Raw genomic sequence first — 26,424 nt, forward strand, 5'->3', positions numbered from 1 at the left:
TCAAATACCGATTGTCTTTTTGCACTTGCTGTGATATTATTAGTATATATACTAACAAAATTGAAGAGGGGTGACATATTTGCGAAGAGACAGCAGCGAAACAAAGAGGAAAATACTGACCGTATGCGTCCGTCTCTTTTTGGAGCAGGGGTATAAAAACACCACTGTCAGTCAGATTGTGGACGAGGCAGGTGTGGCAAGGGGAAGCTATTTGAATCTGTTTCCTACCAAGGACAGAATTTTGCTGGAGTTGACCGAAACGATGTTCGGCGGACAGTTCGGCGTGGCAAGAAGCATTGCAGACAGCAAGCTGCCGCCGGTTTACGCCTATGCGGTGGAAACGGCGATCCAACTGACACTGACTGAACTGAATGAGAACCTGCGAGAAATCTACATTGAAGCCTATTCCCTGCCCGACACGTCGGAATATATTTACCTGCATACCACAGCAGAGCTGAAGCAGATTTTTGGTGAACATTTCCCTGATGATACCGAGAGCGACTTTTATGAGATGGAAATTGGCACGGCGGGATTGATGCGCAGCTATATGGCGAGAAAATGTGATATTCATTTTCCGTTGGAACGCAAGCTCAGCCGCTTTTTGACGGCGGCAATGCGGGTGTATCGGATACCGGAGGCGGAACAGGAAAATGTGCTTGCCTTTATTCAGTCATTAGATATTAAGGCAATCGCCACAGAGGTTATGTATAAGCTGTTTGCCATGCTGGAAATGAAATACGATTTTAAGCTGTCGAGCGGCAGCGAAACGGAGGAAACGAAATGAGAAAACGAATTTTAAGTCTTCTGCTCTGCTGTGTGATGTTGATAGGGTTGCTGCCCACGGCGGCATTTGCGGAGGACAGTGCGGAAGGACCGCCTGTTTGCAGCTGTGAAACGGCCTGCACGACGGACAACATGAACAAGGAATGCCCTGTCTGTGGAGCGGAGAATGCCATACCGCAGAACTGCGGTCAATACATCCCTGTTGAGGACAGAACCGGCGAAAACGGCAGCACCGAGAGAGCCGATGATCCGAATGGTCCCATAGAGCTGAGTGCCGCAGATCAGGTACAGGCCATGATCGACGGTTTACCGAACGCAGAAGAAATCACTGAAGATAACGCCGAAGAAGTCAAGGCGCAGCTTGACGCCATCGACGAGGCGAAGGAGAAGCTCTCCGACGAGGAAATCGATGAGCTGGATATGACCCGGTATGCGGAAGCTGCCGCTGCATTGGGGGCGCTGGCTGCGCCAATGCTATTGGCTAATGATTCGCCTGACGAGCAGTTTTCCCTCAAACCCGGCGACACCTATTACTTTGACCTATCCGGCGAGGACATTCCCGGCACAGCAAACAGCGGAAACTCAGATGGTGCGGTTTCTTTGCCGGATACGTCGCTGCACTATGTTCCCTTTACCTATGTGGGAACGATAGAAGCCTACAAACTCACGTCTGCGACGGTAACCACCGAGGAGTATGCACAGCAGAACAAATATCCCCACAGCCTGTTTGTGGCGGACTATGCCGTAACGCATACGGTAAGCTGGGATGACTTAAATACGAAAAGTCTGATTTTCGGCAAAAATTATGCCAGCGGCGGCGTGGACTATACCCTGCGCGCACCGTCTGTGGGAAGTAACTCTACAGGCTCGGGTGAGTCCCAACACGACACGCCGTCAAATAATGAATGGGACAGGATACTGGACAAGAACAGCGGATATATCCAAAACTGGAATAAAATGTATTCGTGGGGACAGGATACTTCTTCTTCCGCCGAGTCGTTCCGGGCGTACCGTGGGTACAACTCGGCCCGCTCCTGGTATTACACCTCGTCCTCGTTTCGGAACGTCTACCTCGGTTTCCGCCCCGTCCTTGAAGTCCTGAACCCTGACACACTGGGCTCTGACGGGATGAAGGCCGTTACCCTTGACCTGAACGGCGGCAAGCTGGGCGGCAGCTCCGAGGCTATTCAGATCATCGTGAAAAACGGCAGCACATTTACCGCTCCCATGTCCGGCGGTTTGACCCGCCCGGACGGAGATACAGGCAGCTACTTCATGTGGCTCGGAAGCAACGGCAAGCTCTACGCCCCCGGTGCCATTGTTCCGGCGGACGTTACCAAGCTCACGGCGCAGTTTGCTTTATCAGAGCAGTTTTCCCTCAAACCCGGCGGCAGATATTATTTTGACCTCTCCGGCGAGAACGTACCCGGAACGGAAAACGGCGATCTGCCGGACAGCACGCTGCATTATGTTCCCTTTACCTACGCAGGAACGGTGAACGCCTACAAGCTCACATCGGAGATGGCAACCACCGAGGAATATGCACAGCAGAAAAAATATCCCCACAGCCTGTTTGTGGCGGACTATGTCGTAACGCATACGGTAAGCTGGAATGACTTAGATACTGCGAGTCTGATTTTCGGCAAAAATTATGCCAGCGGCGGCGTGGACTATACCCTGCGCGCACCGTCTGTGGGAAGTAGTTATACAGGCTCAGGTGATTCAGAACGCGGCACGCCCAAAAGCAACGAATGGGATAAGATACTGGATAAGGACGACGGATATATCAAAAACTGGGGGAAGATGCTTTCGTGTGGACAAGATACTACTATAAGAATTTCGGCGTTGTTCCGTGCGGTTCGCGGGTGGAAACGTTCGGCCCGTTTCTGGACCAGCTACAATACCTCTTACCTGACCTTCGGCTTCCGCCCCGTCCTTGAAGTCCTGAACGCTGACACACTGGGCGCTGACGGGCTGAAAGCCGTTACCCTCAACCTTGGCGGCGGCAAGCTGGGCGGCAGCTCCGATGCTATTCACATCATCGTGAAAAACGGCAGCAAGTTTACCGCGCCTGCATCCGGCGGTTTGACCCGCCCGGCCGGAGATACAGGCAGTTACTTTATGTGGCTTGACAGCAATGGCAATTCCTACGCCCCCGGTGCCAGTGTTCCTGCTGATGTGACGGAACTGACGGTGCAGTGGACAGCCCCGACCTATACCGTCACGCTGAACGCGGGCGACGGCACTATCAACAGCGGCAATGTCACCTCCTACACCTACGGCGTGGGCGCAACACTCCCGACAGATGTGACGCGCACCGGGTACACCTTCAAGGGCTGGTATGACAACGAAAATCTGACCGGCTCTCCTGTTACGGCAATCGGCGACACCGAAACGGGCAACAAGGAATATTGGGCGAAGTGGGAAATCAATCAATATACCGTCACAGTCAAGCCCGAAAACGGCGAAGCGGATATTACCATAACGCAGGATTACGGCACACCGATTACCGCTCCGACCCTGACAAGAGAGGGCTATCAGTTCAACGGCTGGGATAAAGCATTCCCGACAACCATGCCTGCGGAGAATCTGACGATCACGGCTCAGTGGCGTGATATTGCAGCACCTACAGGCGAAATCAAGATTGCCGAAAACGACTGGAAGTCTTTCCTCAACACCATCACCTTCGGTTTGTTCTTTAAGGATACGCAGACGGTAACTGTTACGGCCACTGACAACAGCGGCGAGACGGTGACAATTGAATACTTGCTGAGCGAAAAGGCGCTTGCCGAATCGGAACTTGCGGGAATGACCTTTACGGCATATTCCGCACCGTTCAGTATCAATCCCGATAACGAGTATGTTATTTATGCAAAACTGACCGATACCAGCGGAAACGTTGCCTACATTAACACAAACGGTATTGTGCTTGACGGAACAAGCCCCGTTATCACCGGCATTGAAGCCGGCAAAACCTATTGCGCGGCACAGACTATTACCGTTGACGAAAAATATATCGGCACAGTGAAGGTGAACGGTACGGAAGTCATCCTTGATGAAAACGGTCAATTTATTCTCTCTCCCGCAAGCGGTGAGCAGACGATTGTTGTGACCGACAAGGCAGGCAATGAAACAAGGGTTATCGTAACCGTGAACGACGGACACACCTACGAGTGGCAGAGTGAAAACGGGCAGTATTGGCAGAAGTGTAAATTCTGCAATCACGAAACTGCAAAAAAGGATATTCCGACCATTAACATCAGTGGCTCCGACAAAGTTTGCCGGACGCAGGATTACAAATTCAGCTTTACTCTGCCGGAAGGCGCGACGGATGCAGCCTATGGGTATGAGTTTATCGGACTTGGTGATGGCCCTCTTACGCCGACCGTTGAGAATGGTTTGTACAGCGGTATCATAAAAGCATCCACATATCCGGCGGAAGAAAACAGCTTTAAGCTGATCGTAAGTGCAAAGACCGCTGACGGCTTTGACTTCTCTGCCGAAAAGACGGTTACCATTCAAAACGAGCACACCGGCGGAACAGCAACCTGCATCGAGCAGGCAACCTGTGAGATTTGTGGTGAGAAATACGGCGATCTGAAACCGCACAGCTACTCACCCGATTGGTCAACGGATGAAACCAACCATTGGCACGAGTGTACCGAGTGCAGAGCAAAAACGGATGAAGTCAAGCACACGGATGGTAACAAAGATCACAAGTGCGATGTTTGCGAAAAGATTTTGAGTGAGTGCACCGATACCAATAAGGATCATAAGTGCGACCTCTGCGGCAAGACACTCAGTGAGCACTCCGGCGGTAAGGCCACCTGCAAGGACAAGGCAAAGTGTGAGTTCTGCGGCGAAAGCTATGGAGAGCTGAATGTAAACAACCACTCTGATTTGAAACACTTCTCGGCAGTGGCGGCGACCAAGACTGCCGAGGGCAATATCGAGTATTGGTACTGCTCCGGTTGCAAGAAGTATTACAAGGACGCTGCGGCAACACAGGAAATCAAGCAGGCCGATACCGTAACGGCGAAGCGGCCCAGCGGCACCATCACACCCGGTGCCGACAAGTCTCCGCAGACGGGAGATAACTCCAAGCTTTTGTTGTGGATTGCTCTGCTGTTTATCAGCGGCGGTGCGGTAACGGCAACAACCGTTTACGGCAGAAAGAAAAAGCGCAGCGTAAAGTAAAATCAAATGTTTAACCCAAGGGCGGCTGTCGGAAACGGCAGCCGTCTTTCCTGTCACAATCTACCGAAAAAGATTGCGGCTGCGCCGTTCCAGTGCAGTGTCTGCCTGCGGAAAGTTTACAAAATTTACTTCGTTCAAATCGAAAATAAATTTCCAATTGATTAGCGTGAGGGCAAAGAGCCGACCTGACAACTGAATGACCGTCCGAGTCCGGCAATTAAGAAGAAGCGAGACGGGGTGCACAACGTCCGGTGGACGTTGGTATTGCACCGACCGAAGCGGAGCGAAGAAGCACAACGTCCGGTGGACGTTGGTATTGCACCGACCGAAGCGGAGCGAAGAAGCACAACGTCCGGTGGACGTTGGTATTGCACCGACCGAAGCGGAGCGAAGATACGAAGCCGCGAGCGGGTTCGAGTCAGAAAACAGAAAAAGCACATCATAGATGTGCTTTTTAAAAAGAAGAGCGTGAGACGGGGCGCTAAAGGTCCAGAGGACCTTTGCTAGCGCCGACCGGAGTGAAATGGAGATACGAACCCGTTCGAGTCCGGCAATGGAGTAGAGTAGAAGCGAGACGGGGTGCTAAAGGTCCAGTGGACCTTTGTTAGCACCGACCGGAGTGAAATGGAGATACGAACCCGTTCGAGTCCGGCAATGGAGTAGAGTAGAAGCGAGACGGGGTGCTAAAGGTCCAGTGGACCTTTGTTAGCACCGACCGGAGTGGAACGGAGATACGAACCCGCGAGCGGGGTCGAGTCTCAGTAAAGAAAAAAACACATCTGATGCAGATGTGTTTTTTGAATTAAGAAGAGCGCGAGACGGGACTCGAACCCGCGACCCCGACCTTGGCAAGGTCGTGCTCCACCAACTGAGCCACTCGCGCATAATAAAGATAATATTCACTTTTTGTGAAGAGCGCGAGACGGGACTCGAACCCGCGACCCCGACCTTGGCAAGGTCGTGCTCCACCAACTGAGCCACTCGCGCATAAAGATGATATTCACTCTTGTGAAGAGCGCGAGACGGGACTCGAACCCGCGACCCCGACCTTGGCAAGGTCGTGCTCCACCAACTGAGCCACTCGCGCATAAAAAGTGCTATTCACAAGCACATGGATACTATACTATATGAAAGAGGATTTGTCAACAGAAAAAAGGCAAAAAGTTAAAAAAAATTCAAATTGTATATGCTATTGAAACAATATAGAAGCAACGAATGAGATGAAATATAGAGGGAATATTTCATCTCATTCATTTTGGTTAAGAGAAAAACTGGATTTTATTTTCTAATTCTTCTTTACTCATATGCATCAGAACACTTGCTTCATTCATTGTAATTTTCTTTAATCGTAATAATTGAGATATCAGTTCAATTTTACCTTCAATTTTGCCCTCGATTTTTCCAGCGGTTTTGCCATCCTGTATCATCTCTTCAATTGCTTGGCACATATCGATTTGTTCATCTCCTTTCTGAAAGTGAATAGGGGTATTGGTTATTGCGCCAATAACACGTGCGGCTGATATATCTATATTCATTCTGGGATTATTATGAATAAAATCAGCTAATTTATTTTTGTCTTTTGCGTATTTGATACATCCGAGTACTTCTCTTAAGCTGGAGTCAAATTTGTTCAAATCTTCATCTGAAATTTTTGATGGTTCAATGAGATGTAGGTGGTAGTTTTGTATATATTTTGCATAGTCGTGCTTTTGAATATCAGAATCCATCATATCGAATAAAGACAATGGCCCGTCCCATGCATTTGTATTGAAATAAAGCACAAGTGTGATGACGGGGATGAGCTTGTCGGTTTTATAAAAACCAGATAAGTATTCAGCGCGACTTATTTTGGCTGTATGAGCGTGTTTGTGTGCGGATGCAATTTCTGTAACTTGACGTCCATATTGGAGTGCGTCATAGATCATATTTCTTACAGGCATGGCATAATGAACATTTGTCTGATTTTCAATTCCTAATAATATGTAAACGACGGATTGATGTGTCTTGATTGATGCAGATTTAAGAATATCTCGGTATTGTTGAACGGATGCATGAGATTTAATATCTTGAGTATTTTCAATGCTTGTGGGTAATGCAATTTCGGTGATATCCAATTCGTGTAAATTCTCAGCATTTATGACTGGATGCCCGTCATAAATGAGATAATTAAACGCATCTGCAAATATTTTATTTTCTCTTACGTAAGCTTTTGTAATCGTATCTATTGCTCCTATTAGATTTCACCTCTTTCATGTAAACAAGGAGTTATAAAGAATATTGCTTACTTTAGCTTTATCATACCATGCAAATCTGCAGGATACAAGAATAAATTTTCACATTGTGTCGATAGAATGGGCAGGATGTCGATGGGATATGGAAAATGTAAAAAATAGAGCCGATATCAGATTTTCATCTTACGATATCGACTCTATTTTATATGGAAGGAATTCTATTAAAATAACGAGTGAGCGAATTTAGTTTTAGTTATCTTTGTCCATTAAGAATCCGGCATAACCAGTTTCAAGACCATGTTCTGTTGCATCCAGACCTTCAAGTTCTTCTCTTTCAGATACACGGACACCAACAGTTTTCTTCAGGATTGTGAAGAGAATCAGGTCACATACAATGGCCCATCCTGCGATGCAGACAACACCCAGTAACTGGATCAGCAGATGATGAACACCGCCGCCATAGAAGAGGCCGTCTGTGTAGTCGAAGAGACCAACGGCCAGTGTACCGAAGCAGCCACACACACCATGCACTGAGCAGGCACCAACCGGGTCATCAACCTTCAGAACATTATCAATAAACGGAACGAAGATGCAAAGGAGGAGACCGGCTACAGCACCAATGATCATAGCACCAACGTTATCAACATTATCACAGCCTGCTGTAATGGCTACAAGACCGGCAAGAGAACCATTCAGGGAAAGTGAAACATCAGGTTTACCAAAACGTACCCATGTGTAAATCATAGCGACAACGGTTGCACATGCAGGAGCAAGTGTTGTTGTGGAGAAAATCTGTCCAAGATGCTGTCCGTCTGCAGCTGCGGCACCGTTGAAACCATACCAGCCAAACCAGAGAATGAAAACACCAAGTGCTGCAATACTGATATTATGTCCGAGGATTGGTCTTGCATGACCGTTTTTGTCATATTTACCGATACGAGGTCCAAGGAAGCAGGCGCCGATGAAACCGGTGACACCACCAACCATATGAATAACAGCGGATCCGGCAAAATCAGTAAAGCCAAGATCGGTTAACCATGCTGTGCCGCCCCATACCCAGTGTGCTTCGATTGGATAGATAAGCAGACTGATGACAAAACTGTAAATACAATAAGTAAGGAATTTAGTACGTTCAGCCATTGCACCGGAAACGATTGTTGCACAAGTTGCACAGAAAACAAGGTTAAATACGAATCCATAGCAGTCCATGCTGCCGAAATCAAAAGGATTCATTGTAAAACCGCCCCAGAACTTGGAAGCGTCACCACAAAGAATATTGTAACCAACAAAGATGAAAGCAACTGTACCAAGACAGAAGTCCATTAAGTTCTTCATAATAATATTGCCGACGTTTTTGGCTCTTGTAAAACCAGCTTCACACATTGCAAAACCAGCCTGCATGAAATAAACCAGAGCCGCGCCGATCAGAAACCAGACGCCATGGCTTCCAAAAATAATACTGTTAACTGTTTCTAAGATTGCATTAGATTCCATAACTATTCCTCCTGTTCAAGTTTCTGAAACAAAAAAGGAGATACAGATGGAATAACCGGTCTTTCCATCTATATCTCCTTCGATATCATCTGTAACAGAACTTTATTGAATTGATTCACCACAATGCTGTGGGAAACTTTATGTCTAACATTATACTGACGTGTATGTAAGATGTCAACCCGTGATTTGGAAAATTAATCCACAAAAAACAGGGATGACAGAGCAAAGATTTAATAAAAATTTTACAAAATTGAAGATTTTAGAAAAAAGTACGTGAAATTTTGAAAAAACAGTCGTATAATCAGTAAATTTACAAAGTTGGAAAATATCGTGCGATTTAACAATAAAATGTAAAAAAATGTAAGAAAATGGAAAAAGATGCAATAGGCACAGAGCAGTTTATTGCGGCGATTCGGATTTATCATGGTGATAGACTTGCGGCAAAATGGCGAATATGCTAAAATGAAAGGGATGTTTAAGGAAAATTGTGTTTAAGGAGGATATAGCGTACATGATTGATAAACTGGTGGGAAAGATTAAGAAACTGAATGCACCAATCGTTGTCGGACTGGATCCGAATCTGGCATTTGTACCGGAACATATTCAGAAGAAGGCGTTTGATGAATATGGTGAGACATTGGAAGGTGCTGCTGAAGCCATCTGGCAGTTCAACAAGGCGATTGTAGATGCTGTTTATGATCTGATTCCGGCTGTAAAGCCTCAGATTGCTATGTATGAACAGTTTGGTCTGCCTGGACTGGAAGCATTTCACAGAACAGTAGAGTATTGCCGTCAGAAGGATTTGGTTATTATTGGTGATATCAAGAGAGGCGATATCGGTTCTACTTCGGAAGCCTATGCAAGAGGCCATCTGGGCCCTGTAAAGGTAGGAAGCCGTTCATTATATGGTTTTAATGAAGATTTTGTTACCCTGAATCCTTACATGGGCTCAGACAGTATCAATCCTTTTATCAATACAGCAAAGAAAGAGAAGAAAGGTGCTTTTATCCTCGTCAAGACATCGAATCCGTCAAGCGGTGAATTCCAGGATAGATTGATCGATGGCCGTCCGTTGTTTGAGTACGTTGCTGAGAAGGTCAATGAATGGGGCAGTGACTATGTAGGTGAATGTGGATACAGCTATGTAGGTGCCGTTGTTGGTGCCACATACCCTGAACAGGCAAGAATTACACGTAAGCTGATGCCGAAGGCTTATATTCTTGTACCTGGTTATGGTGCACAGGGCGCTACAGCGAAGGATCTGCTGCCTAATTTTGATGAGAATGGCCTTGGTGCGATCGTGAATTCATCAAGAGGCATTATCGCTGCCTATAAGCAGGAGAAGTATGCGAAGTTTGGTGCAGAGCATTTTGCGGATGCTTCCAGAGCAGCAGTTATTGATATGCAGAAAGATATCGCATCGGTACTGTAAAGGCTGGTTGAGCAGATTTTTGCTGCTGATGATATAGAATGATGAAACCAGATAAAGCAATTCAACAGTGATTATATAAAGGACAAAAGCATGAGTGTAAGTAAAATCAAAGCAACTGTATTTTCTCAGGAACAGCTTGCATCTGATGTATTCAGTATGTGGCTGGAAGTCGGCAGTATAGCCTCTGAAGCAAAGCCGGGACAGTTTATCTCTGTCTATTCGAATGACGACAGTAAACTGCTTCCAAGACCAATCAGTATCTGTGAAATCGACAGGAAAAACGGCAGACTGAGAATTGTGTACCGTGTTGTTGGTTATGGTACAAAAGAATTCTCAGGATGCAAAGCAGGAGATACATTGGAGATTATGGGGCCCCTTGGCAATGGTTATACATTGAAGAAAGATAAGGCAATTCTTGTGGCCGGCGGTATCGGTGTGCCTCCGATGCTGGAGCTTGCCAAAGAGCTGGACTGTGAGAAGACCATCGTTCTTGGTTATAGAGATGAACTGTTTTTGAACAAGGAATTTGAGCAATACGGCAAAGTGGTTATAGCCACAGAGGACGGCAGCTGCGGAACAAAGGGCAATGTACTGGATGCTATTCGTGCAGAAAGTGTCGATGGTCAGGTGATTTACAGCTGTGGACCGACACCGATGCTACGTGCACTGAAACAGTATGCAGCTGACAAGGGTATTGAGGCATGGATTTCACTTGAAGAGAAGATGGCCTGCGGTATCGGTGCATGCCTTGCATGTGTCTGTAAGTCAAAGGATGTGGATCATCACACAAATGTACACAATAAGCGTATCTGTAAGGATGGACCGGTCTTTAATGCACAGGAGGTGGAACTGTAATGAATACAAAGGTGAATCTTGCCGGAGTTGAGCTGAAGAATCCTGTGATGGTTGCTTCAGGTACATTTGGTTCCGGTGCAGAATACAGTGAGTTTGTTGATCTGAATCGCCTTGGAGCGGTTGTGACAAAAGGTGTAGCCAGTGTACCATGGCCGGGCAATCCGGCACCACGTATTGCGGAGACAGCCAGCGGCATGCTCAATGCCATCGGACTTCAGAATCCGGGCATTGATCTTTTTTCAAAGAGAGATCTGCCGTTTTTGGAGAAATATGATACAAAGGTCATTGTCAATGTGTGCGGCCATTCGACAGAAGAATATCTGGATGTGGTTGAGCGCCTTGCAGATGAACCGAGAGTGGATATGTTGGAGATTAATATTTCCTGTCCGAACGTCAAGGAAGGCGGTATTGCTTTTGGGCAGGATCCAAAGGCAGTGGAAGCCATTACAAAGGCTGTCAAGGCCAAGGCAAAACAGCCGATCATCATGAAACTGAGCCCGAATGTCACAGATATCACAGTGATGGCGAAGGCTGCTGAGGCCGGCGGTGCAGACTGCCTGTCTCTGATTAATACATTGACCGGTATGAAGATTGACATCGAAAGGCAGACATTTGCCATTGCCAACAAGACAGGCGGCCTTTCCGGTCCTGCTGTTAAGCCGGTTGCCGTCCGTATGGTGTATCAGGTAGCCAATGCAGTCAAGATTCCAATCATTGGTATGGGCGGTATCTGTACAGCTGAAGATGCCATGGAATTTATTCTGGCCGGTGCAACAGCTGTTTCAATCGGTACGGCTAACTTTGCAAATCCATATACAACCTTAGAAGTTATTGATGGTATTGAAGCGTACATGAGAAGACATGGCGTGGAAGATATCAACGAACTCATTGGTCTTGTAAAATAAGAGGATAATTCCCGAGGTTTAATCACCTGGCTGATGATATCCTTCTGGAAACGGGCTCATCGCCCACTGTTTCCAGAAGAATATCATCAGCCAGGTTGAATTAAGACCTCGGGAATTTTTTACGTGTATGGGGCTCATCGCCCAACGTTTTCAGAAAGTTAGAAAGCGGCCTATGTGCTTTTGGGGATAGAGAATCAGACGGAAGTGCATTACGCAATGCCGGCTAGAAATATGCTGGATATGTCAAATCCGATTTTTGAGAAATATGCGCAGGACTATAAGCTGCATATTATCAGTCCGCCGCAAATTGCTGATGATGAGTTGGAGAAGTTTCATTCTAGCCTGAGAGAAGTGATAGGATGCATTAAATATTCAAATGACAAAAACAAACTGGCAGAGTTTATTTATGATAATCCAAGAATGAATATGGAGGTTGAAGCAGCCAGAGTGATAGAGACTATTACAAGTGTAACAATTGAAAAAGAGGAGGTGGACAGCATGGGAAATGTAAATATGTGCAAAGCAATACAAGAAATGATGCAGGATAGTAGAGATGAGGGACGACTTGTTGGTTTAACCGAAGGAAGGCTTCAGCTTTTGATAACGCTTATCCAGTCAGGAAAAGTAACTGTTAAAGAAGCGGCAACTCTTATGGATATGACTCAGGAGGAATTTTTAGCCAAGAGTAAGACAATTTCCTGACTGTCATAGCCTCGGATAGTCGTTAGGCAGTAGACGATTAAAAGTAATTAATAAAACAGAATAGAATATCTGATAAACAATCAATAGAATATCAAAGAGATTTCAAGACTTGGAAAATGCTTTCATTTTACGAGGCTCCGCAGACAGAATCTGTTAAAAAACGATAAGAAAACGATTTCTGCCTGTGGGGCCTTTATTTTATTGCGATGATGTTATAGGTGTTGTTGTCAGTGGTTTTAATCGGGGTAGCACTTTGGAATATCCTGCCCCATACATTGACCGATGGAAATCCGCCAGAGATTATGACAAACTTGCCGAAGCGTATGTAAATGATGAGTCCGAACCAGATGATAAAAGATTCCGATGTTGATAGAGGAGTAAAGCCGCAGACCAGTAATAAGATACTGACACTTTCTACATGTACAGGGAACGGATACAGCAAGCGGCTTGCCATCCATGCAGTCTGCATTGACGCACAGACTACGGATGAGTCAAAATTAAAGGAAACAGGAAATTAACTATGAAAATATCCAAAAGTATGTGAAAAAAGAAATAAAAACATATTTTTGGATATTTTTATATGGAATTATAATGTTGTAGCGGAAAATGCATTGACAAACCTGAAAAAAGGACAATATAATTTAAAATACATGGTTTGAACCAACTAACCAAAGCGTAATCGGGAAACAAGAAATAGAGGAAAAAAGTAATGGAAACAAAGAAAGTGGCAAAAGACAGGTGGGAAAGGTAAAATGGTAAAGAAGATTGAAAACAGAAATATTGATGTGACAAAAGCCAGAGGCGAATTAGAAGAAGATCTTCTGGAATATGTCTACCGGACATGGAGACAGGGCAGACAGATCACATCGAAAGAGTATGCCAGAGAAGTGAACATAACCGGATATGAAGCGGCAGGTCTGGTGCGGAGTCTGGTAAAAAAAGGATTTTTGTGTGAGCCGGAAAACGGACATCTTGAACTGACCGATAAGGGAAAACTGGAAGGTATGGAGTGCCTTGCACGCCATGAGAAACTGACACAGTTCTTCCAGATGGTAAGTGGAATGGATCAGCAGAGGGCGCAGGAAGATGCCTGTAGAGTGGAACATTATATCAGTCCGGAAGGATTAAAAGGAATTGAAAACTTTCTGCAGTACGGTGACGTATACGATAGGGTTTATGACGATATGGACTTGTATACCTTTTATGAGGACGGCGATTTCCCGATGGCATTTGGGCTGTATGAACCGGAACGACGCAATCCAAGATTCCTTGCACCAGAGTACGGGAAACTGGAACACTCGGTCATATTGAGAGTGAAAAAGTCTCAGAACTGCTTCCTGCTCAAGAGAAAAAAAGATGAATCTATCGGCTATGTATGGTACAGAAGAGATGATGGGTGGATACAGGCGAAAGAAGAAAAAGGTGTTTATCAGTTACCGACAGACATCTTTACCTATACTGCGAATACAGGAATTCCGGTCACAGAAGCAGTGGCAATTATTGCGATTACCCGTTTTGAACAGAAGCCATTGCCAATCGATTATCGGGAATTGAATATTCATGTATGGTGACGAAGAGAGGAAAAAGAAAATGGAAAAAGGTGAACATCTAAAGAGACAGAACAGACCTACAATGCTGCAACTACAATATTTACAAGGTCTGTCAAAAGTAGAAAAGAAACGTGGAGCTCAGGGAAGTATCGCAGAATATTATGGCGTGAACCGATCAACGGTGAATCGTTATTTTAAGAACTGCATAGAAAGAGGAATTCTGACAGAATCACTGGAATTTACCCCTGCGGGAGAAGAATGGCTGGAACGATATTCCAACCTGTATGAGAACCTTGAAAAATATCTGGAAGAAATCGGTGCAAAGCCGGAAGAAATCGATGAATCACTGGATGTTATGGTGGAGAATATCGACATTCACATGCTGGAACTGATGATCAACGCCTATGCAGAAAAAAAATCAGTATACAAGAAAAAAGAGAATGAACTGGATCAGGAGATACAGCACAATCTGCAGAAATGTGAAAGGCATCCGGTAGTGTTCCGGCTTTATCGAATGAATAAAAAGCCGGGGCAGGACAGAGATTCAATGGCGATGAGCGGATTTGAAGATATAGCCGAAATCGTTCAGGAGAATGGAGAAAGCTATCTGGAATTAAAACTGAAAGAGATGGCTGCACACTCCAGAGCGAACGGGAAAATGATGGCTGGAAAACTGAAAACATTGAAGTATGAGCATAATGAAGTCCTAGTAGAAGCAAGAATAGAGAATAATATTGTGAAAATCCCGATGGAAGCGTGCAGAATCCACCGATGGACGGGGATTGGCACGATGGGAATTGTACCGGTTACCGTAACCTGTAGTGCAGGACCGGTTCACATGCCGGAAAGCACTGCATTATTATATTTCTGGGTATAAATGAGAAATGAGAAAAATTATCATTTGCACATAAGATGCAACAAAATAATAAATAATTTCAATAAAGTGCCGTTACTGATAAAATACTATCAATAACGGCATTTTTACGTCTATTGTTGCCTGAATAACAACAAAACCAAAGGAAATAATGGCGTGTTTGTTGCAATTTAGACAACAAAATTGTGTGAAAATTGTATTGACATTGGATGGCAAATTATGATAAAAAATGATGCAGGGAGACAGTGCCGAAGATGAGCGTATGATCCAGTGGGCATTGGAAGTAACCAATCTGACAGAATATCGTGACAGGGAAGTGTCAAGACTTTCCGGTGGACAGCGTCAGCGTGTATGGATTACAATGGCTCTTTGTCAGGGAACAAAGACTCTGTTTCTTGATGAGCCGACGACATATTTGGATATCCGGTATCAGATTGAAATCTTGCAGCTTGTAAGGAAGCTTAATCGGGAATTCGGCATTACCATAATCATGGTGCTGCACGATATCAATCAGGCCATTGCTTATTCCGACAATGTCATCGGTATGAAAGACGGCAAAGTACTGGTGGAAGGAAAGCCGGAAGACGTGATTACAGAAGAAAGCATCCGGGAGCTGTATGGCATTGAGCTTGGTGTGACAATGGTTGATGGACGGAAGTTCGTACTGGCGGTGTAATAGAAGTAAAAATTAAGTTGTGAATAACTATTTGACATGAAACAGAAGCGGTGTTAATATAATTATATAGGAAAGGTGCTGCCGATATGACGGCTCGCCTGATATATAAGGGTTAAAAATAACCGCTCATGTTTTCTCAGGACGATGGGCGGTTATTTTTGTGTCTTGGCATCATGCTTTCCACGCACGTAACCAAGACTATAAAAAGTCGCACACAGTGAAATCACTGCGATAAGGTCAGTTATGGTCAGCATAAGCAGTATATCTCCTTTTTGTAGTATTTCTCAAGAATGAGAGAAAATCTATGTAATCGAAGCTATAACTCTTCGCACAAAGCGAACCGCCATTCACGTCAAAGTGAAGCAGCACCTCAGGCATAAAGCCTAGGAATATTTTATCAGTTTCAGATGTCAAAAACAATATGAATCACTCAATTAAATCACATTGTGTATAAATACAAAATGAAGTTTTAGAAAAATTTTAAGGTGACTGACACCAATTTGGGGTTCAGATGTCGGAAAGGAAAGAAGATGAGAAATCCTTTAAGGTTAGTTTGGATAGTCCTGGGCTTTCTTTGTCTTGGACTTGGCACGATAGGCATTGTTTTGCCGATTCTGCCTACAGTACCGTTTTACATGGCAACGCTTTTCTGCTTTGCGAAAAGTTCGGAAAAGTTACATAATTGGTTCATAGGAACAAATTTATATAAGAAGCATCTGGACAGTTTTGTTCAGAAAAGAGCCATGACAATAGGAACAAAATGCAAGATTATCGGAATGGTAACGGTCGTTATGGCCATCGGCTTTATCTGCATGAAGAATGTACCAATCGGAAGAATCTGTATCGCAGTTGTGTGGGTATGCCACCTGTTTTACTTCTTCTTAAGAGTTAAGACAGAAAAGCCTGAAGCTGAAATGGCAGAAAGCGTAGAGTAAGATGGACAAAGTAGAAAAGAAACGGCAGAAAGAACAGTATGTCGTGGAAGAGATGATCCGGCTGTATTGCCGAAAAAAACATCCGAAAGAAAAAAGACAGGAAGGGCAGATGTGTCCTGACTGTCAAAAACTTTCAGATTATGCAAAACAAAGAAGTCAAAAGTGTCCATTTATGGAAGAAAAGACGTTTTGTGCGAATTGTAAGGTACATTGTTATAAGCCGGAGATGAGAGAATAGATCAGGCAGGTTATGCGGTTTTCAGGACCAAGGATGCTGTTGTATCATCCGGTGCTTGCTATCTGGCATCTGGTGTGTAGCAACAAAGAGAAGAAAAAGTAAGGAGTTACTTATGATTAAAACAAGACTGGTGGGGCTGTTGTCCCACGCAAAAAAGTATATCTTGTATACGATTTTGTGGCAGTGGGCAGCCCTCCTGTCGCAGGTATTGGCAGTCTTTTCTATCGCAGATTTACTGGAACGGGTAGTATACCGGGTAGTAACCGTACCGATCATTGAGCGGACAATATTGATTTTAGTTCTGGTTGTGGTGATCCGATTTATCTGTGAACGGATGGGAGCAAGGTCTTCCTATCTGGCGTGTGTGGATGTAAAGCGGATTCTGCGTGAAAAGATTTATGAGAAAATGTTAAAGCTGGGAGCTTCCTACAGTGAGCAGGTATCCTCTTCGGAGGTCGTACAGGTGTCAACTGAGGGTGTGGAGCAGTTGGAAACATACTTTGGAAAATATCTTCCACAATTATTTTACAGCCTGATCGCACCACTGACCTTATTTATCATTCTTTGCAGAGTGAGCCTGAAAGCGAGTGTGATCCTGCTGATTTGTGTACCGCTGATTCCGATTTCTATCGTGGTGGTACAGAAAGTGGCGAAGAGATTATTAAATAACTATTGGAGCATCTATACCGGACTGGGTGATTCGTTCCTTGAGAATTTACAGGGACTTACTACATTGAAGATTTATCAGGCAGACCAGCAGAAAGCAGATGAGATGGATGTGGAATCCCAGAACTTCCGCAGAATTACGATGAAGGTGCTGACCATGCAGCTCAATTCCACAAGCGTGATGGATATTGTTGCCTATGGTGGAGCTGCGATCGGTATGGCAGTTGCGGTGTCCGAATTCTTAAAAGGAAATATCAGCGTGGCAGGAACGTTATGTATCGTTCTGCTTGCCAGCGAGTTTTTCCTGCCGCTCAGACTGCTTGGTTCATTCTTCCATATCGCAATGAATGGTATGGCAGCGAGTGATAAGATTTTCAAGATTTTAGATTTGCCGGAACCACAGGCTGGAGAAAAAACACTGCCGGAGGTCGCGTTAGATGTTACATTAAAAGATGTGCATTTTTCTTATGAAGAGGACAGAGAGATTTTAAAAGGAATCAATCTGAATCTTCCGGCAGGAAGTTTTGTATCTCTGGTTGGTGAATCCGGATGTGGTAAGAGTACGATTGCAGGAATCCTTGCAGCAAAGAACCGGGGATATAACGGAGAAATCACCATCGGTGGTGTACCGCTTAATGAAGTGAATGAAACCAATCTGATGCAGAGGGTTGTTCTGGTTCGCCATAACAGCTATCTGTTCAAAGGTACGGTAGAAGAAAACCTGAAGATGGCAAAACCGGATGCAACGAAAGAAGAGATGGAAGCTGTCCTTCAGAAAGTGAATCTCTTAGGGTTCTTACAGACACAGGATGGCTTGCAGACACAGTTGCTGGAAAAAGCAAGCAACCTGTCCGGCGGTCAGTGTCAGAGACTGGTGATTGCCAGAGCGTTGCTTCGGACAGACAGTGCAGTTTATATTTTTGATGAAGCCGCATCCAATATTGATGTGGAAAGTGAAGAATTGATCATGAATGTGATTCACGAACTGGCAAAGACAAAGACGGTGCTTCTGATTTCCCATAGACTGGCAAATGTCGTGAAGTCTGACAAGATTTATTTCTTAAAAGACGGAGAAATCAAAGAAAGCGGAAAGCATGACGAACTGATGAGCCGGAATGGTGCGTACAGACATCTGTATGAAAGCCAGATGGCACTGGAAAACTATGGAAAAGGAGGAATGGCATAATGAGTGAAAATACGAATACAACAAAACGAAGAAGTGCCATCCGGATCATGGGAAGTCTGATTGGTCTGGTAAAACCCCTGCTCCATATCATGCTGGCAGCAATCATCCTTGGAACATTAGGTTACTTGTGTGCAATCTTCCTGACGATACTGGCAGGACAGGTTATCGTGTATGGACTTCTGACAGGAGTAGCCGGAATGAACGTTCCGGTGGACAATATGTGGCTGGTATTGACTCCGGTAAAAACGATTATCACAGTCATGATCGTCATTGCAGTGCTTCGTGGAATCCTGCATTATGTGGAACAGTATTGTAATCATTTTATCGCATTTAAGCTGTTGGCAATCATCCGCCATAAAGTGTTTGCAGCACTGAGAAAACTCTGCCCGGCAAAACTGGAAGGACGGGACAAGGGAAATCTGATCTCGATTATTACAACCGATATCGAATTACTGGAAGTGTTCTATGCACATACCATTTCCCCGATTGCGATTGCAACACTGACCTCAATTATTATGGTGATTTTTATCGGAAGATATCACTGGTTAGCAGGCGTGCTTGCACTGGCAGCTTATCTGATTGTCGGAGTAGCCATCCCGATGTGGAATGGAAAACGTGGCAGCCAGAAGGGAATGGAATTTCGGACAAACTTCGGAGAACTGAACAGCTTTGTTCTGGACTCTTTACGAGGATTGGACGAGACCATCCAGTACGGACAGGGTGAAAAGAGAAAAGAGCAGATGTCTGAGCGCTCCAAAAATCTTGCAGGAATGCAGGCGTTATTAAGCAAAATGGAAGGCTCACAGCGTTCATTTACGAACATGGTTATCCTGCTTGCATCCTTTGGAATGCTGGCACTGACAGTTTGGTTGTATGCAAAAGGCGAGATGGGATTCGAGGGAATCTTAACCTGTACCATCGCAATGATGGGTTCTTTCGGACCGGTAGTAGCATTATCAAGCCTTTCCAACAACCTGAACCAGACATTGGCAAGTGGTGAACGTGTTCTTTCCCTTCTGGAAGAGACGCCGCTTGTGGAAGAAATTCCGGGGAATGTGGAAACTTCCGGTGAAGAGAGCATGGAATATGAATTTACAGGAGCAGAGGCAGAGAACGTAACATTTGCTTATGGTGAAGAAGTTATTTTAGATAACTATTCACTGAAATTACAGCCGGGTAAAATCACAGGGATTCATGGTGCGAGTGGTTCTGGAAAATCTACACTTTTAAAACTGTTGATGCGGTTCTGGGATGTACAGGATGGAAGTGTATCGGTAGACGGTACAGATGTCCGCAAGATTCCAACCAAGCATTTAAGAGATATGGAAAGTTATGTCACACAGGAAACGCACCTGTTCCATGATTCCATTGCAAACAACATTGCTATCGCAAAGCCGGGAGCATCCAGAGAAGAGATTATGGAAGCCGCAAAGAAAGCGTCTATCCATGATTTCATTATGACACTTCCAAAAGGATATGACACAGAAGTCGGAGAACTGGGTGACACGCTGTCCGGCGGTGAGAAACAGAGAATCGGAATTGCAAGAGCATTTCTCCATGAATGCCCTCTAATCCTCCTCGATGAGCCTACATCGAACCTCGACTCTTTAAATGAGGGAATCATCTTAAAATCATTGAAAGAATCGACCAAGAAGAAAACGGTTGTCCTGGTATCCCACAGAGTATCCACAATGAACGTGGCAGATGTGGTATATGAAATGAAGAACGGCAGAATTTCTTAAAATGAAAGCAGCAGGAAAGCGGATGAAAAAGATCAGCTGACCTGCTGCTTTTGGTATGGCAATAGATTTTAATCTTATCTGCCGCGTTCTTTATCCAGAATTTTCTGGAATTCACGGATATCCCGGGCAATTTCACCGCTCAGCAGAAGCATACAGATCAGGTTTGGAATGGCCATCAGGGCGTTGGCGATATCGGAAAGTTTCCATACAAGGTCTAGCTGCATGGTAGCACCGAAGAAAACAACACATGAGAAAACCAGACGGTAAATGATATTCAATTTGTGTGTGTTCAACAGATACTCAAAAGCCTTTTCACCATGATATTCCCATCCGAGAATCGTGGAAAAGGCAAAAAGTGCAATTCCGATGGTGACAAGCCATCCGCCGAGAGGGCCAAGAACGGTTTTGAATGCGGCGATGGTCAAGGCAGAACCTGTATAGAGACTGCCTGTGGCAGGATCGATCTGACCCAGCATGCCAGAGCTTGCAATGCAAAGACCGGTGATAGAGCAGACAACGATTGTATCCCAGAATGTACCGGTCATATTGATATAGGCCTGGCGGACAGGATGATCGGTTGTTGCGGCAGCAGCAGTGATGGCGGCAGAACCCATACCAGCTTCGTTAGAAAAACATCCGCGGGCAATACCATACTGCATGGCCGCCATCATTGAAGCGACAACATTACCAAGGACGCCGCCTGTGACAGCCTGTGGTGTAAAGGCATACTTGAAGATCATGACAAGACCGGCCGGGATGTTCTGAATATTGCCGATGATAACAATAATACCGGCAATAATATAGAAAACAGCCATCAGAGGGACGACAACAGAAGAAACTTTTGAAATAGATTTAATACCGCCGACAATAACAGCAAGCGAGAGAATGGTCAGGACAACACCAATAGTCACCTTGGAAAAGCCGACGGTTTCATTTAAAGCGGAAGAAATGGAGTTGGCCTGGGTCATATTGCCGATGCCAAAGGAAGCCAGAACGGCAAATAAAGCAAACAGCCAGCCAAGGACTGCACCGAATCCTTTAGGCAGTGCTTTCTTCATTGTGTACATAGGGCCGCCGGACATTTCACCTTTTTCATTGCGTTCACGATACTTGATGGCCAGCATACATTCACTGAATTTGGATGTCAGACCGAAACAGGCGGAAATCCACATCCAGACAAGGGCGCCGGGACCGCCGGATACCATGGCTGTTGCAACACCAACGATGTTGCCGGTGCCGATGGTAGCTGCAAGAGCGGTTGTTAATGCGGAGAACGGAGAAACGTCGCCATCGCCTCTTTTCTGAGTGCGGGCCTCCTTACTCAGTGTACTTTTGATGGCGTATCCGAGATTTTTCCATGTAAGGAAACCAACGCGGATGGTCAGAAAAATACCGGTGCCTACAAGCAGGACAAGCATAGCGGGACCCCAGACGAAGTCATCCACTTTCGTTACAAGATCAAAAATTTTTTCGTAGCTCATTTACATCTTCCTCTCCCTTTATTATTTTCACAGACAGCAGACAAGGCGGCATGAACAGGCAGAGGCAGTCCGGTCATGATATCTGTGAAAAACAAAAAGAGACCGCGGATATTCCGCAGCCTCTTTGCTGATTGAAATAATGTTATCACGTTTTTGTGCATTCGGCAAGTATTTTTATCTTAAAATAATATAAGCTGTATAAAACGCATAGAGAATAATCATAAAAATTCCCTCGCCTCTGGCCAATCGTTTCTTGCTCCAGCAGAAGAAAAGGACAAGGATGCTGAAAACCATCAGGATAATACAGTCGTAAACAGCAGAAGGCTGCAGTGCGACAGGATGGATACTTGTTGAAATGCCAAGGATCATCAGGATGTTGAAAATGTTGGAACCGACCACATTACCGATGGCAAGATCATTCTCACCTTTTCTGGATGCCACGATGGAGGTGACCAGTTCCGGCAGGGAAGTACCGAAAGCAACAACTGTCAGTCCGATCAGGGTTTCTGAGAGACCGAAATTGGCAGCAATTTCAGAGGCACTGTCCACGACAAAGTTGCCGCCGTAAATGATCATGATACATCCGATGACGACAAATACAATGCTTTTCAATGGAGAAAGAACTTCTTCCATTGGATCTTCAGCATTTTCACTGCGGGACTTTAAAGCATCCCTGACCTGGATGGCAACAAAGAGAACAAAAAGCACAAGAAGCGTCAGCCCCTCAAGTCGGCCGATATTGAGCCGTCCGAATCCGAACAGGCTGAATATCAGAAGCAGTGCTGCGGCAACAATTGAAAATGGAAACTCACGTTTCAAAATGCCTTCATTGACCGGAATGGCACTGATGGCAGCACAGGCACCGGTAACAACCATGAGGTTGAAAATGTTGGAACCAAGAACGTTGCTGATGGCAATTTCATTCTGACCGGCCAGGGCAGCTGAACAGCTGACGGATAATTCCGGGGCACTTGTACCGAAGGCAACAATGGTCAGGCCGATGACAGCGGCGGGAATGCGAAGCAGTCTGGCAATGGATGAGCTGCCGTCTACAAACAGGTCCGCTCCTTTAATAAGCAGGATAAATCCTAGGATCAATAAAATGTAGGTTAGCATAAATAGACACCTTTCGTAAAAATCTTTGATAAAACAGAACTTTTGGCGAATAGATGATGTTTCAAAAGTTCTGTGATAAAGTATAACGATATGGAACAAAAAAGTCAACGAAATACAGAGAAAGAATTGCTTTTTCGGTGCAGATATAGGAAAATAGAAAAGAAGATAAAATTAGCGGTGAAAGGCAGTCAGCAGCTGCAATCAATGCTGGAAAAAATGAGGATAGGAATAATATGAAATATGATTTTACATCGATCATTGACAGACAAGGACAAGATGCTATGGCTGTAGATGGTCTTGGAATGTATCCGGGAATGTCACCGTCAAAACCAAAGGGAGGTTTTGATTTTATCCCGATGTGGGTGGCAGATATGAACTTTCCGACAGTGCCGACGATTCCAGAGGCCATTATTGAACGTGCAAAACATCCGGCTTACGGATATTTTGCACCTAGAGATACCTATTTTGATGAAATTATCAAATGGCATCAAAAACGAAATGGCGTAAATGGACTGAAAAAAGAGTATATTGGCTATGAGAATGGTGTCCTCGGAGGGATCCTTTCGGCACTGCAGTGCCTGGCGGCACCAGGGGATGCGGTCCTTTTGCACAGCCCGACATATATTGGCTTTACCGCCAGTCTGAAGAACAATGGCTATAAGATGATACACAGTGAGTTGAAGAAGGATGCAGAGGGCATTTACAGGATGGATTATGAGGATATGGAAGCGAAGATCAGGAAGTACCATATCCATGCTGCGATTATGTGTTCACCTCATAATCCGACGGGCCGTGTCTGGGAACAGTGGGAGCTGGAAAAGGCGATGGCGGTATATGAACAATATGCTGTGACAGTGATCTCAGATGAAATCTGGTCAGATATTTTACTGGATGGACAAAAGCATATACCGACACAGCAGGTAAATGATTATGCCCGGGAACACACAGTGGCCCTGTATGCACCAAGCAAAACATTTAATCTTGCAGGTCTGATTGGGAGCTATCATATTATATATAATGAAGCATTGAGAGACAGAGTGGAGGCAAGGGGCAGTAAATCCCATTACAATGAGATGAATGTTTTGTCCATGCATGCACTGATCGGTGCCTATAAACAGGAGGGTTACGAATGGGTGGATGAGCTGTGTCAGGTTTTAACAGAGAATGTACGATTTGCCTGTGATTACATTGCAGCACATTTTAAGGGTGTGACGGTATCAAAGCCTCAGGGAACTTATATGCTTTTTCTGGATTGTACGCAATGGTGTGAAGATCATGGCCAATCCATGGATGAACTGCTTCAGGCCGGCTGGAATGTGGGCGTCGGCTGGCAGGATGGACGTCCATTCCATGGGGAACATCATATCAGAATGAATCTGGCGCTGCCGAAGTGTCGTGTCACGGAGGCTTTTGAACGACTGGACAGGTATGTTTTTGGTTGATTTTTCGTTGGAAGTTGAGTATAATAACAGAGAAGAAAAGTCAGAAAGAGATCAGTGAATTTTTAATCACAAAAAGGAGATTATAGATATGGAACAGTACAAAGAAGAGTTTATCCACTTTATGGTGGAAGCAGATGTGTTGAAGTTTGGTGAATTTACATTGAAGAGCGGCAGAAAGTCTCCGTTTTTCATGAATGCAGGTGCCTATGTGACAGGTTCCCAGTTAAAGCGTCTGGGACAGTATTACGCAAAGGCAATTTATGCAAAGTATGGTGACGATTTTGATGTACTGTTCGGACCAGCTTACAAGGGTATTCCGCTTGGTGTTGTGACAGCGATTGCTTTCAGTGATCTGTATGGCAAGGAGATCCGTTACTGTTCAGACCGTAAGGAGACAAAGGACCATGGCGCAGATAAGGGCAATTTCCTGGGAAGCCCTTTAAAGGACGGTGATCGTGTTGTGATGATCGAAGATGTAACAACATCCGGCAAGTCCATGGAAGAGACTGTTCCGAAGGTCAAGGGTGCAGCAGATGTGACGATTGTCGGTCTGATGGTTTCTCTGGATCGTATGGAAGTCGGCAAGGGCGGTGTGAAGTGTGCCCTGGATGAAGTGAAAGACCTCTATGGCTTTGAGACAAATGCCATTGTTACAATGGCAGAGGTTGTTGAATGCCTGTATAATAAACCGTGTAATGGGAAGATTGTGATTGATGACAAGCTGAAGGCTGCCATTGATGCATACTATGAACAGTATGGTGCAAAGGAACAGTAGACTTTGATCAGATGTCGGCGGACATCTGATCGATGTATCATTCAGATACGAGCGTAGACATGGAAAGGACAGCGAAGATGAGAATAGAAGATAAGATATCAAAGTTGATGTGTCAGACTGGTGCATGCAGCCTTGTCCTTGGAATTTTATCTGTGATCGGCGGGCTGGTTCTCGGTATTATCGGAATTGTCAATGGAGCAAGGCTTTTGAGACATCATTCTGATTTAATGTAAATCATTTCAGAAATAATTGCAAATGTATCACGGCTGCCGGTCAGTGCAGCCGTGGTGCCATTTTTTCAGGCAGGGGGAGTTGCGTGAGCCGACAGACAAAGCGGTGTATCAAATTCGGCAGTTTCGTACTGCTTATTTTGTATATCGCTGTTTTAATTTATGTATGCTTTTTAAGTGAAGATTATGGAAGAGATGTTGTGACTTCCTATTATAGATATAATTTTATCCCATTTAAGGAAATTCGAAGATTTTATATATACAGAGATGTTGTAGGAATCCGGGCATTCCTCGCCAATTTATTTGGTAATGTACTGGCATTTATGCCTTTTGGATTTTTTATGCCCATATTAAGATTGAGGCTCAGAAAATGGTATTGTATGTTGGGCATGACATTTTTACTGAGCTTGATGATTGAGATCACACAGCTGCTGACAAGGGTTGGATCCTTTGATGTAGATGATTTAATTTTGAATACTTCAGGGGGTATCCTCGGATATCTTTTGTTTTACATAATCAATAAAGTAAGGAGAAAATGGAATGGCGCGTAATATATACAGTTTCATCAAAATAGAAAAACGTCAGACAAAGCGCGGCATTTATGCATCAGCTTTTGGCATTGCGTCTTTGATCTGCATGGCCGTTCTTACAATTGCATCTTTTGTTAAAGCCGGCAATCTTCCGGCATTTGTCGGCGGAATCGGATACCTGAGCTTTCTTGCGGCGGTATTTGGACTCTGGTTGTCTGTTCAGCTCCGCAAGGATAACGAAGCTTATGGTACGATGGTGCATGGCGCTTTTTATATTAATCTGGCGTCTGTTATGATTCATGGTCTGATTTTTTTGGCGGGTTGTTTGTCTATTATCATGTAGGGCAGACATTGTTTCGGTCGGAAGATTAGGTTTTTCAGCTG

At 44.8% G+C, this 26,424-nt stretch carries 21 protein-coding genes, 3 tRNA genes and 2 pseudogenes; 19 read left to right on the forward strand and 7 right to left on the reverse strand.

The annotated features are described in order from the left end of the window. Positions 1–70: 70 nt before the first annotated feature. Both NBH03_RS13340 and NBH03_RS13345 read left to right on the forward strand, forming a co-directional pair. On the forward strand, positions 71–784 hold the full coding sequence (locus NBH03_RS13340; protein WP_250799862.1) for a TetR/AcrR family transcriptional regulator: 714 nt from the start codon (positions 71–73) through the stop codon (positions 782–784). Further along, a complete protein-coding gene (locus NBH03_RS13345) occupies positions 781–4,980 on the forward strand; it encodes an InlB B-repeat-containing protein (RefSeq protein WP_250799863.1) in 4,200 nt (1,399 codons plus the stop codon). The genes NBH03_RS13340 and NBH03_RS13345 overlap by 4 nt, the downstream gene beginning before the upstream one ends. Positions 4,981–5,790: 810 nt before the next feature. On the opposite strand, the gene NBH03_RS13350 is transcribed toward NBH03_RS13345, so the two are convergent. From NBH03_RS13350 to NBH03_RS13370, 5 genes are all read right to left on the reverse strand, one after another. Continuing rightward, positions 5,791–5,863 (reverse strand) — tRNA-Gly (locus NBH03_RS13350). Positions 5,864–5,894: 31 nt separating this feature from the next. Beyond that, positions 5,895–5,967 (reverse strand) — tRNA-Gly (locus tag NBH03_RS13355). Positions 5,968–5,994: 27 nt separating this feature from the next. Continuing rightward, positions 5,995–6,067: transfer RNA gene (locus NBH03_RS13360), tRNA-Gly, on the reverse strand. A 172-nt stretch (positions 6,068–6,239) separates the two neighbouring features. Continuing rightward, complete coding sequence (locus NBH03_RS13365; RefSeq protein WP_227082094.1) at positions 6,240–7,094, reverse strand: Rpn family recombination-promoting nuclease/putative transposase; 855 nt, start codon at positions 7,092–7,094, stop codon at positions 6,240–6,242. A gap of 366 nt (positions 7,095–7,460) precedes the next feature. After that, a complete protein-coding gene (locus NBH03_RS13370; RefSeq protein ID WP_215690924.1) occupies positions 7,461–8,705 on the reverse strand; it encodes an ammonium transporter in 1,245 nt (414 codons plus the stop codon). 511 nt (positions 8,706–9,216) lie between these two features. Here NBH03_RS13370 and pyrF point away from each other — a divergent pair. The 12 genes and pseudogenes from pyrF to NBH03_RS13430 all read left to right on the forward strand — a co-directional run bounded on the left by pyrF (position 9,217) and on the right by NBH03_RS13430 (position 20,466). Next, positions 9,217–10,137: an orotidine-5'-phosphate decarboxylase gene (gene pyrF, locus NBH03_RS13375; RefSeq protein ID WP_117529161.1), complete on the forward strand. Its 921-nt coding sequence runs from the start codon at positions 9,217–9,219 to the stop codon at positions 10,135–10,137. 90 nt (positions 10,138–10,227) lie between these two features. Then, positions 10,228–10,992, forward strand: coding sequence for a dihydroorotate dehydrogenase electron transfer subunit (locus tag NBH03_RS13380; protein WP_250799864.1), 765 nt, complete (start codon positions 10,228–10,230; stop codon positions 10,990–10,992). Then, a complete protein-coding gene (locus NBH03_RS13385; RefSeq protein ID WP_250799865.1) occupies positions 10,992–11,897 on the forward strand; it encodes a dihydroorotate dehydrogenase in 906 nt (301 codons plus the stop codon). The genes NBH03_RS13380 and NBH03_RS13385 overlap by 1 nt, the downstream gene beginning before the upstream one ends. A gap of 216 nt (positions 11,898–12,113) precedes the next feature. Beyond that, the gene (locus NBH03_RS13390) at positions 12,114–12,599 is read left to right on the forward strand and encodes a hypothetical protein (RefSeq protein ID WP_250799866.1); all 486 of its coding nucleotides are present in this window, start codon (positions 12,114–12,116) and stop codon (positions 12,597–12,599) included. Between the two features lie 329 nt (positions 12,600–12,928). After that, complete coding sequence (locus NBH03_RS13395) at positions 12,929–13,117, forward strand: sortase family protein (protein WP_215690919.1); 189 nt, start codon at positions 12,929–12,931, stop codon at positions 13,115–13,117. 234 nt (positions 13,118–13,351) lie between these two features. Further along, positions 13,352–14,170 carry a metal-dependent transcriptional regulator gene (locus NBH03_RS13400; protein ID WP_250799867.1) on the forward strand — a complete coding sequence of 273 codons (819 nt, stop codon included), beginning with the start codon at positions 13,352–13,354 and terminating at the stop codon, positions 14,168–14,170. Between the two features lie 19 nt (positions 14,171–14,189). Beyond that, positions 14,190–15,026, forward strand: coding sequence for a hypothetical protein (locus NBH03_RS13405; protein ID WP_250799868.1), 837 nt, complete (start codon positions 14,190–14,192; stop codon positions 15,024–15,026). Between the two features lie 223 nt (positions 15,027–15,249). Then, positions 15,250–15,699 (forward strand): annotated as a pseudogene (locus NBH03_RS13410) (ABC transporter ATP-binding protein); the annotation flags it as partial. 530 nt (positions 15,700–16,229) lie between these two features. Continuing rightward, positions 16,230–16,634 carry a YbaN family protein gene (locus NBH03_RS13415; protein ID WP_250799869.1) on the forward strand — a complete coding sequence of 135 codons (405 nt, stop codon included), beginning with the start codon at positions 16,230–16,232 and terminating at the stop codon, positions 16,632–16,634. A gap of 1 nt (position 16,635) precedes the next feature. Continuing rightward, positions 16,636–16,974, forward strand: a pseudogene (locus tag NBH03_RS13420) (nitrous oxide-stimulated promoter family protein). A 10-nt stretch (positions 16,975–16,984) separates the two neighbouring features. Beyond that, positions 16,985–18,724 (forward strand): ABC transporter ATP-binding protein/permease, encoded by a 1,740-nt coding sequence (locus NBH03_RS13425; protein WP_250799870.1) that lies wholly within the window; start codon positions 16,985–16,987, stop codon positions 18,722–18,724. After that, positions 18,724–20,466: an amino acid ABC transporter ATP-binding/permease protein gene (locus tag NBH03_RS13430; RefSeq protein ID WP_250799871.1), complete on the forward strand. Its 1,743-nt coding sequence runs from the start codon at positions 18,724–18,726 to the stop codon at positions 20,464–20,466. The genes NBH03_RS13425 and NBH03_RS13430 overlap by 1 nt, the downstream gene beginning before the upstream one ends. Before the next feature lie 74 nt (positions 20,467–20,540). Here the strand turns inward: NBH03_RS13430 and NBH03_RS13435 are convergent, their stop codons facing one another. Continuing rightward, positions 20,541–21,947, reverse strand: coding sequence for an alanine/glycine:cation symporter family protein (locus NBH03_RS13435; RefSeq protein ID WP_250799872.1), 1,407 nt, complete (start codon positions 21,945–21,947; stop codon positions 20,541–20,543). Between the two features lie 174 nt (positions 21,948–22,121). Further along, complete coding sequence (locus NBH03_RS13440; protein WP_250799873.1) at positions 22,122–23,063, reverse strand: calcium/sodium antiporter; 942 nt, start codon at positions 23,061–23,063, stop codon at positions 22,122–22,124. 233 nt (positions 23,064–23,296) lie between these two features. Between NBH03_RS13440 and NBH03_RS13445 the strand changes: the two genes are divergently transcribed. The 5 genes from NBH03_RS13445 (at position 23,297) to NBH03_RS13465 (ending at position 26,383) form a co-directional block, all read left to right on the forward strand. After that, on the forward strand, positions 23,297–24,505 hold the full coding sequence (locus tag NBH03_RS13445) for a MalY/PatB family protein (protein WP_250799874.1): 1,209 nt from the start codon (positions 23,297–23,299) through the stop codon (positions 24,503–24,505). An 88-nt stretch (positions 24,506–24,593) separates the two neighbouring features. Then, complete coding sequence (pyrE, locus tag NBH03_RS13450) at positions 24,594–25,280, forward strand: orotate phosphoribosyltransferase (protein ID WP_117527738.1); 687 nt, start codon at positions 24,594–24,596, stop codon at positions 25,278–25,280. Positions 25,281–25,357: 77 nt separating this feature from the next. Further along, on the forward strand, positions 25,358–25,513 hold the full coding sequence (locus NBH03_RS13455) for a hypothetical protein (protein WP_181966990.1): 156 nt from the start codon (positions 25,358–25,360) through the stop codon (positions 25,511–25,513). An 83-nt stretch (positions 25,514–25,596) separates the two neighbouring features. Continuing rightward, on the forward strand, positions 25,597–26,061 hold the full coding sequence (locus tag NBH03_RS13460) for a VanZ family protein (protein WP_208728789.1): 465 nt from the start codon (positions 25,597–25,599) through the stop codon (positions 26,059–26,061). Continuing rightward, positions 26,051–26,383: a hypothetical protein gene (locus tag NBH03_RS13465; protein ID WP_117527734.1), complete on the forward strand. Its 333-nt coding sequence runs from the start codon at positions 26,051–26,053 to the stop codon at positions 26,381–26,383. Before NBH03_RS13460 ends, NBH03_RS13465 begins: the two co-directional genes overlap by 11 nt. Positions 26,384–26,424 lie beyond the last annotated feature (41 nt).

Origin of the sequence: Coprococcus intestinalis (genome assembly GCF_023656595.1) — a bacterium.
GTDB lineage: Bacteria > Bacillota > Clostridia > Lachnospirales > Lachnospiraceae > Coprococcus_A > Coprococcus_A intestinihominis.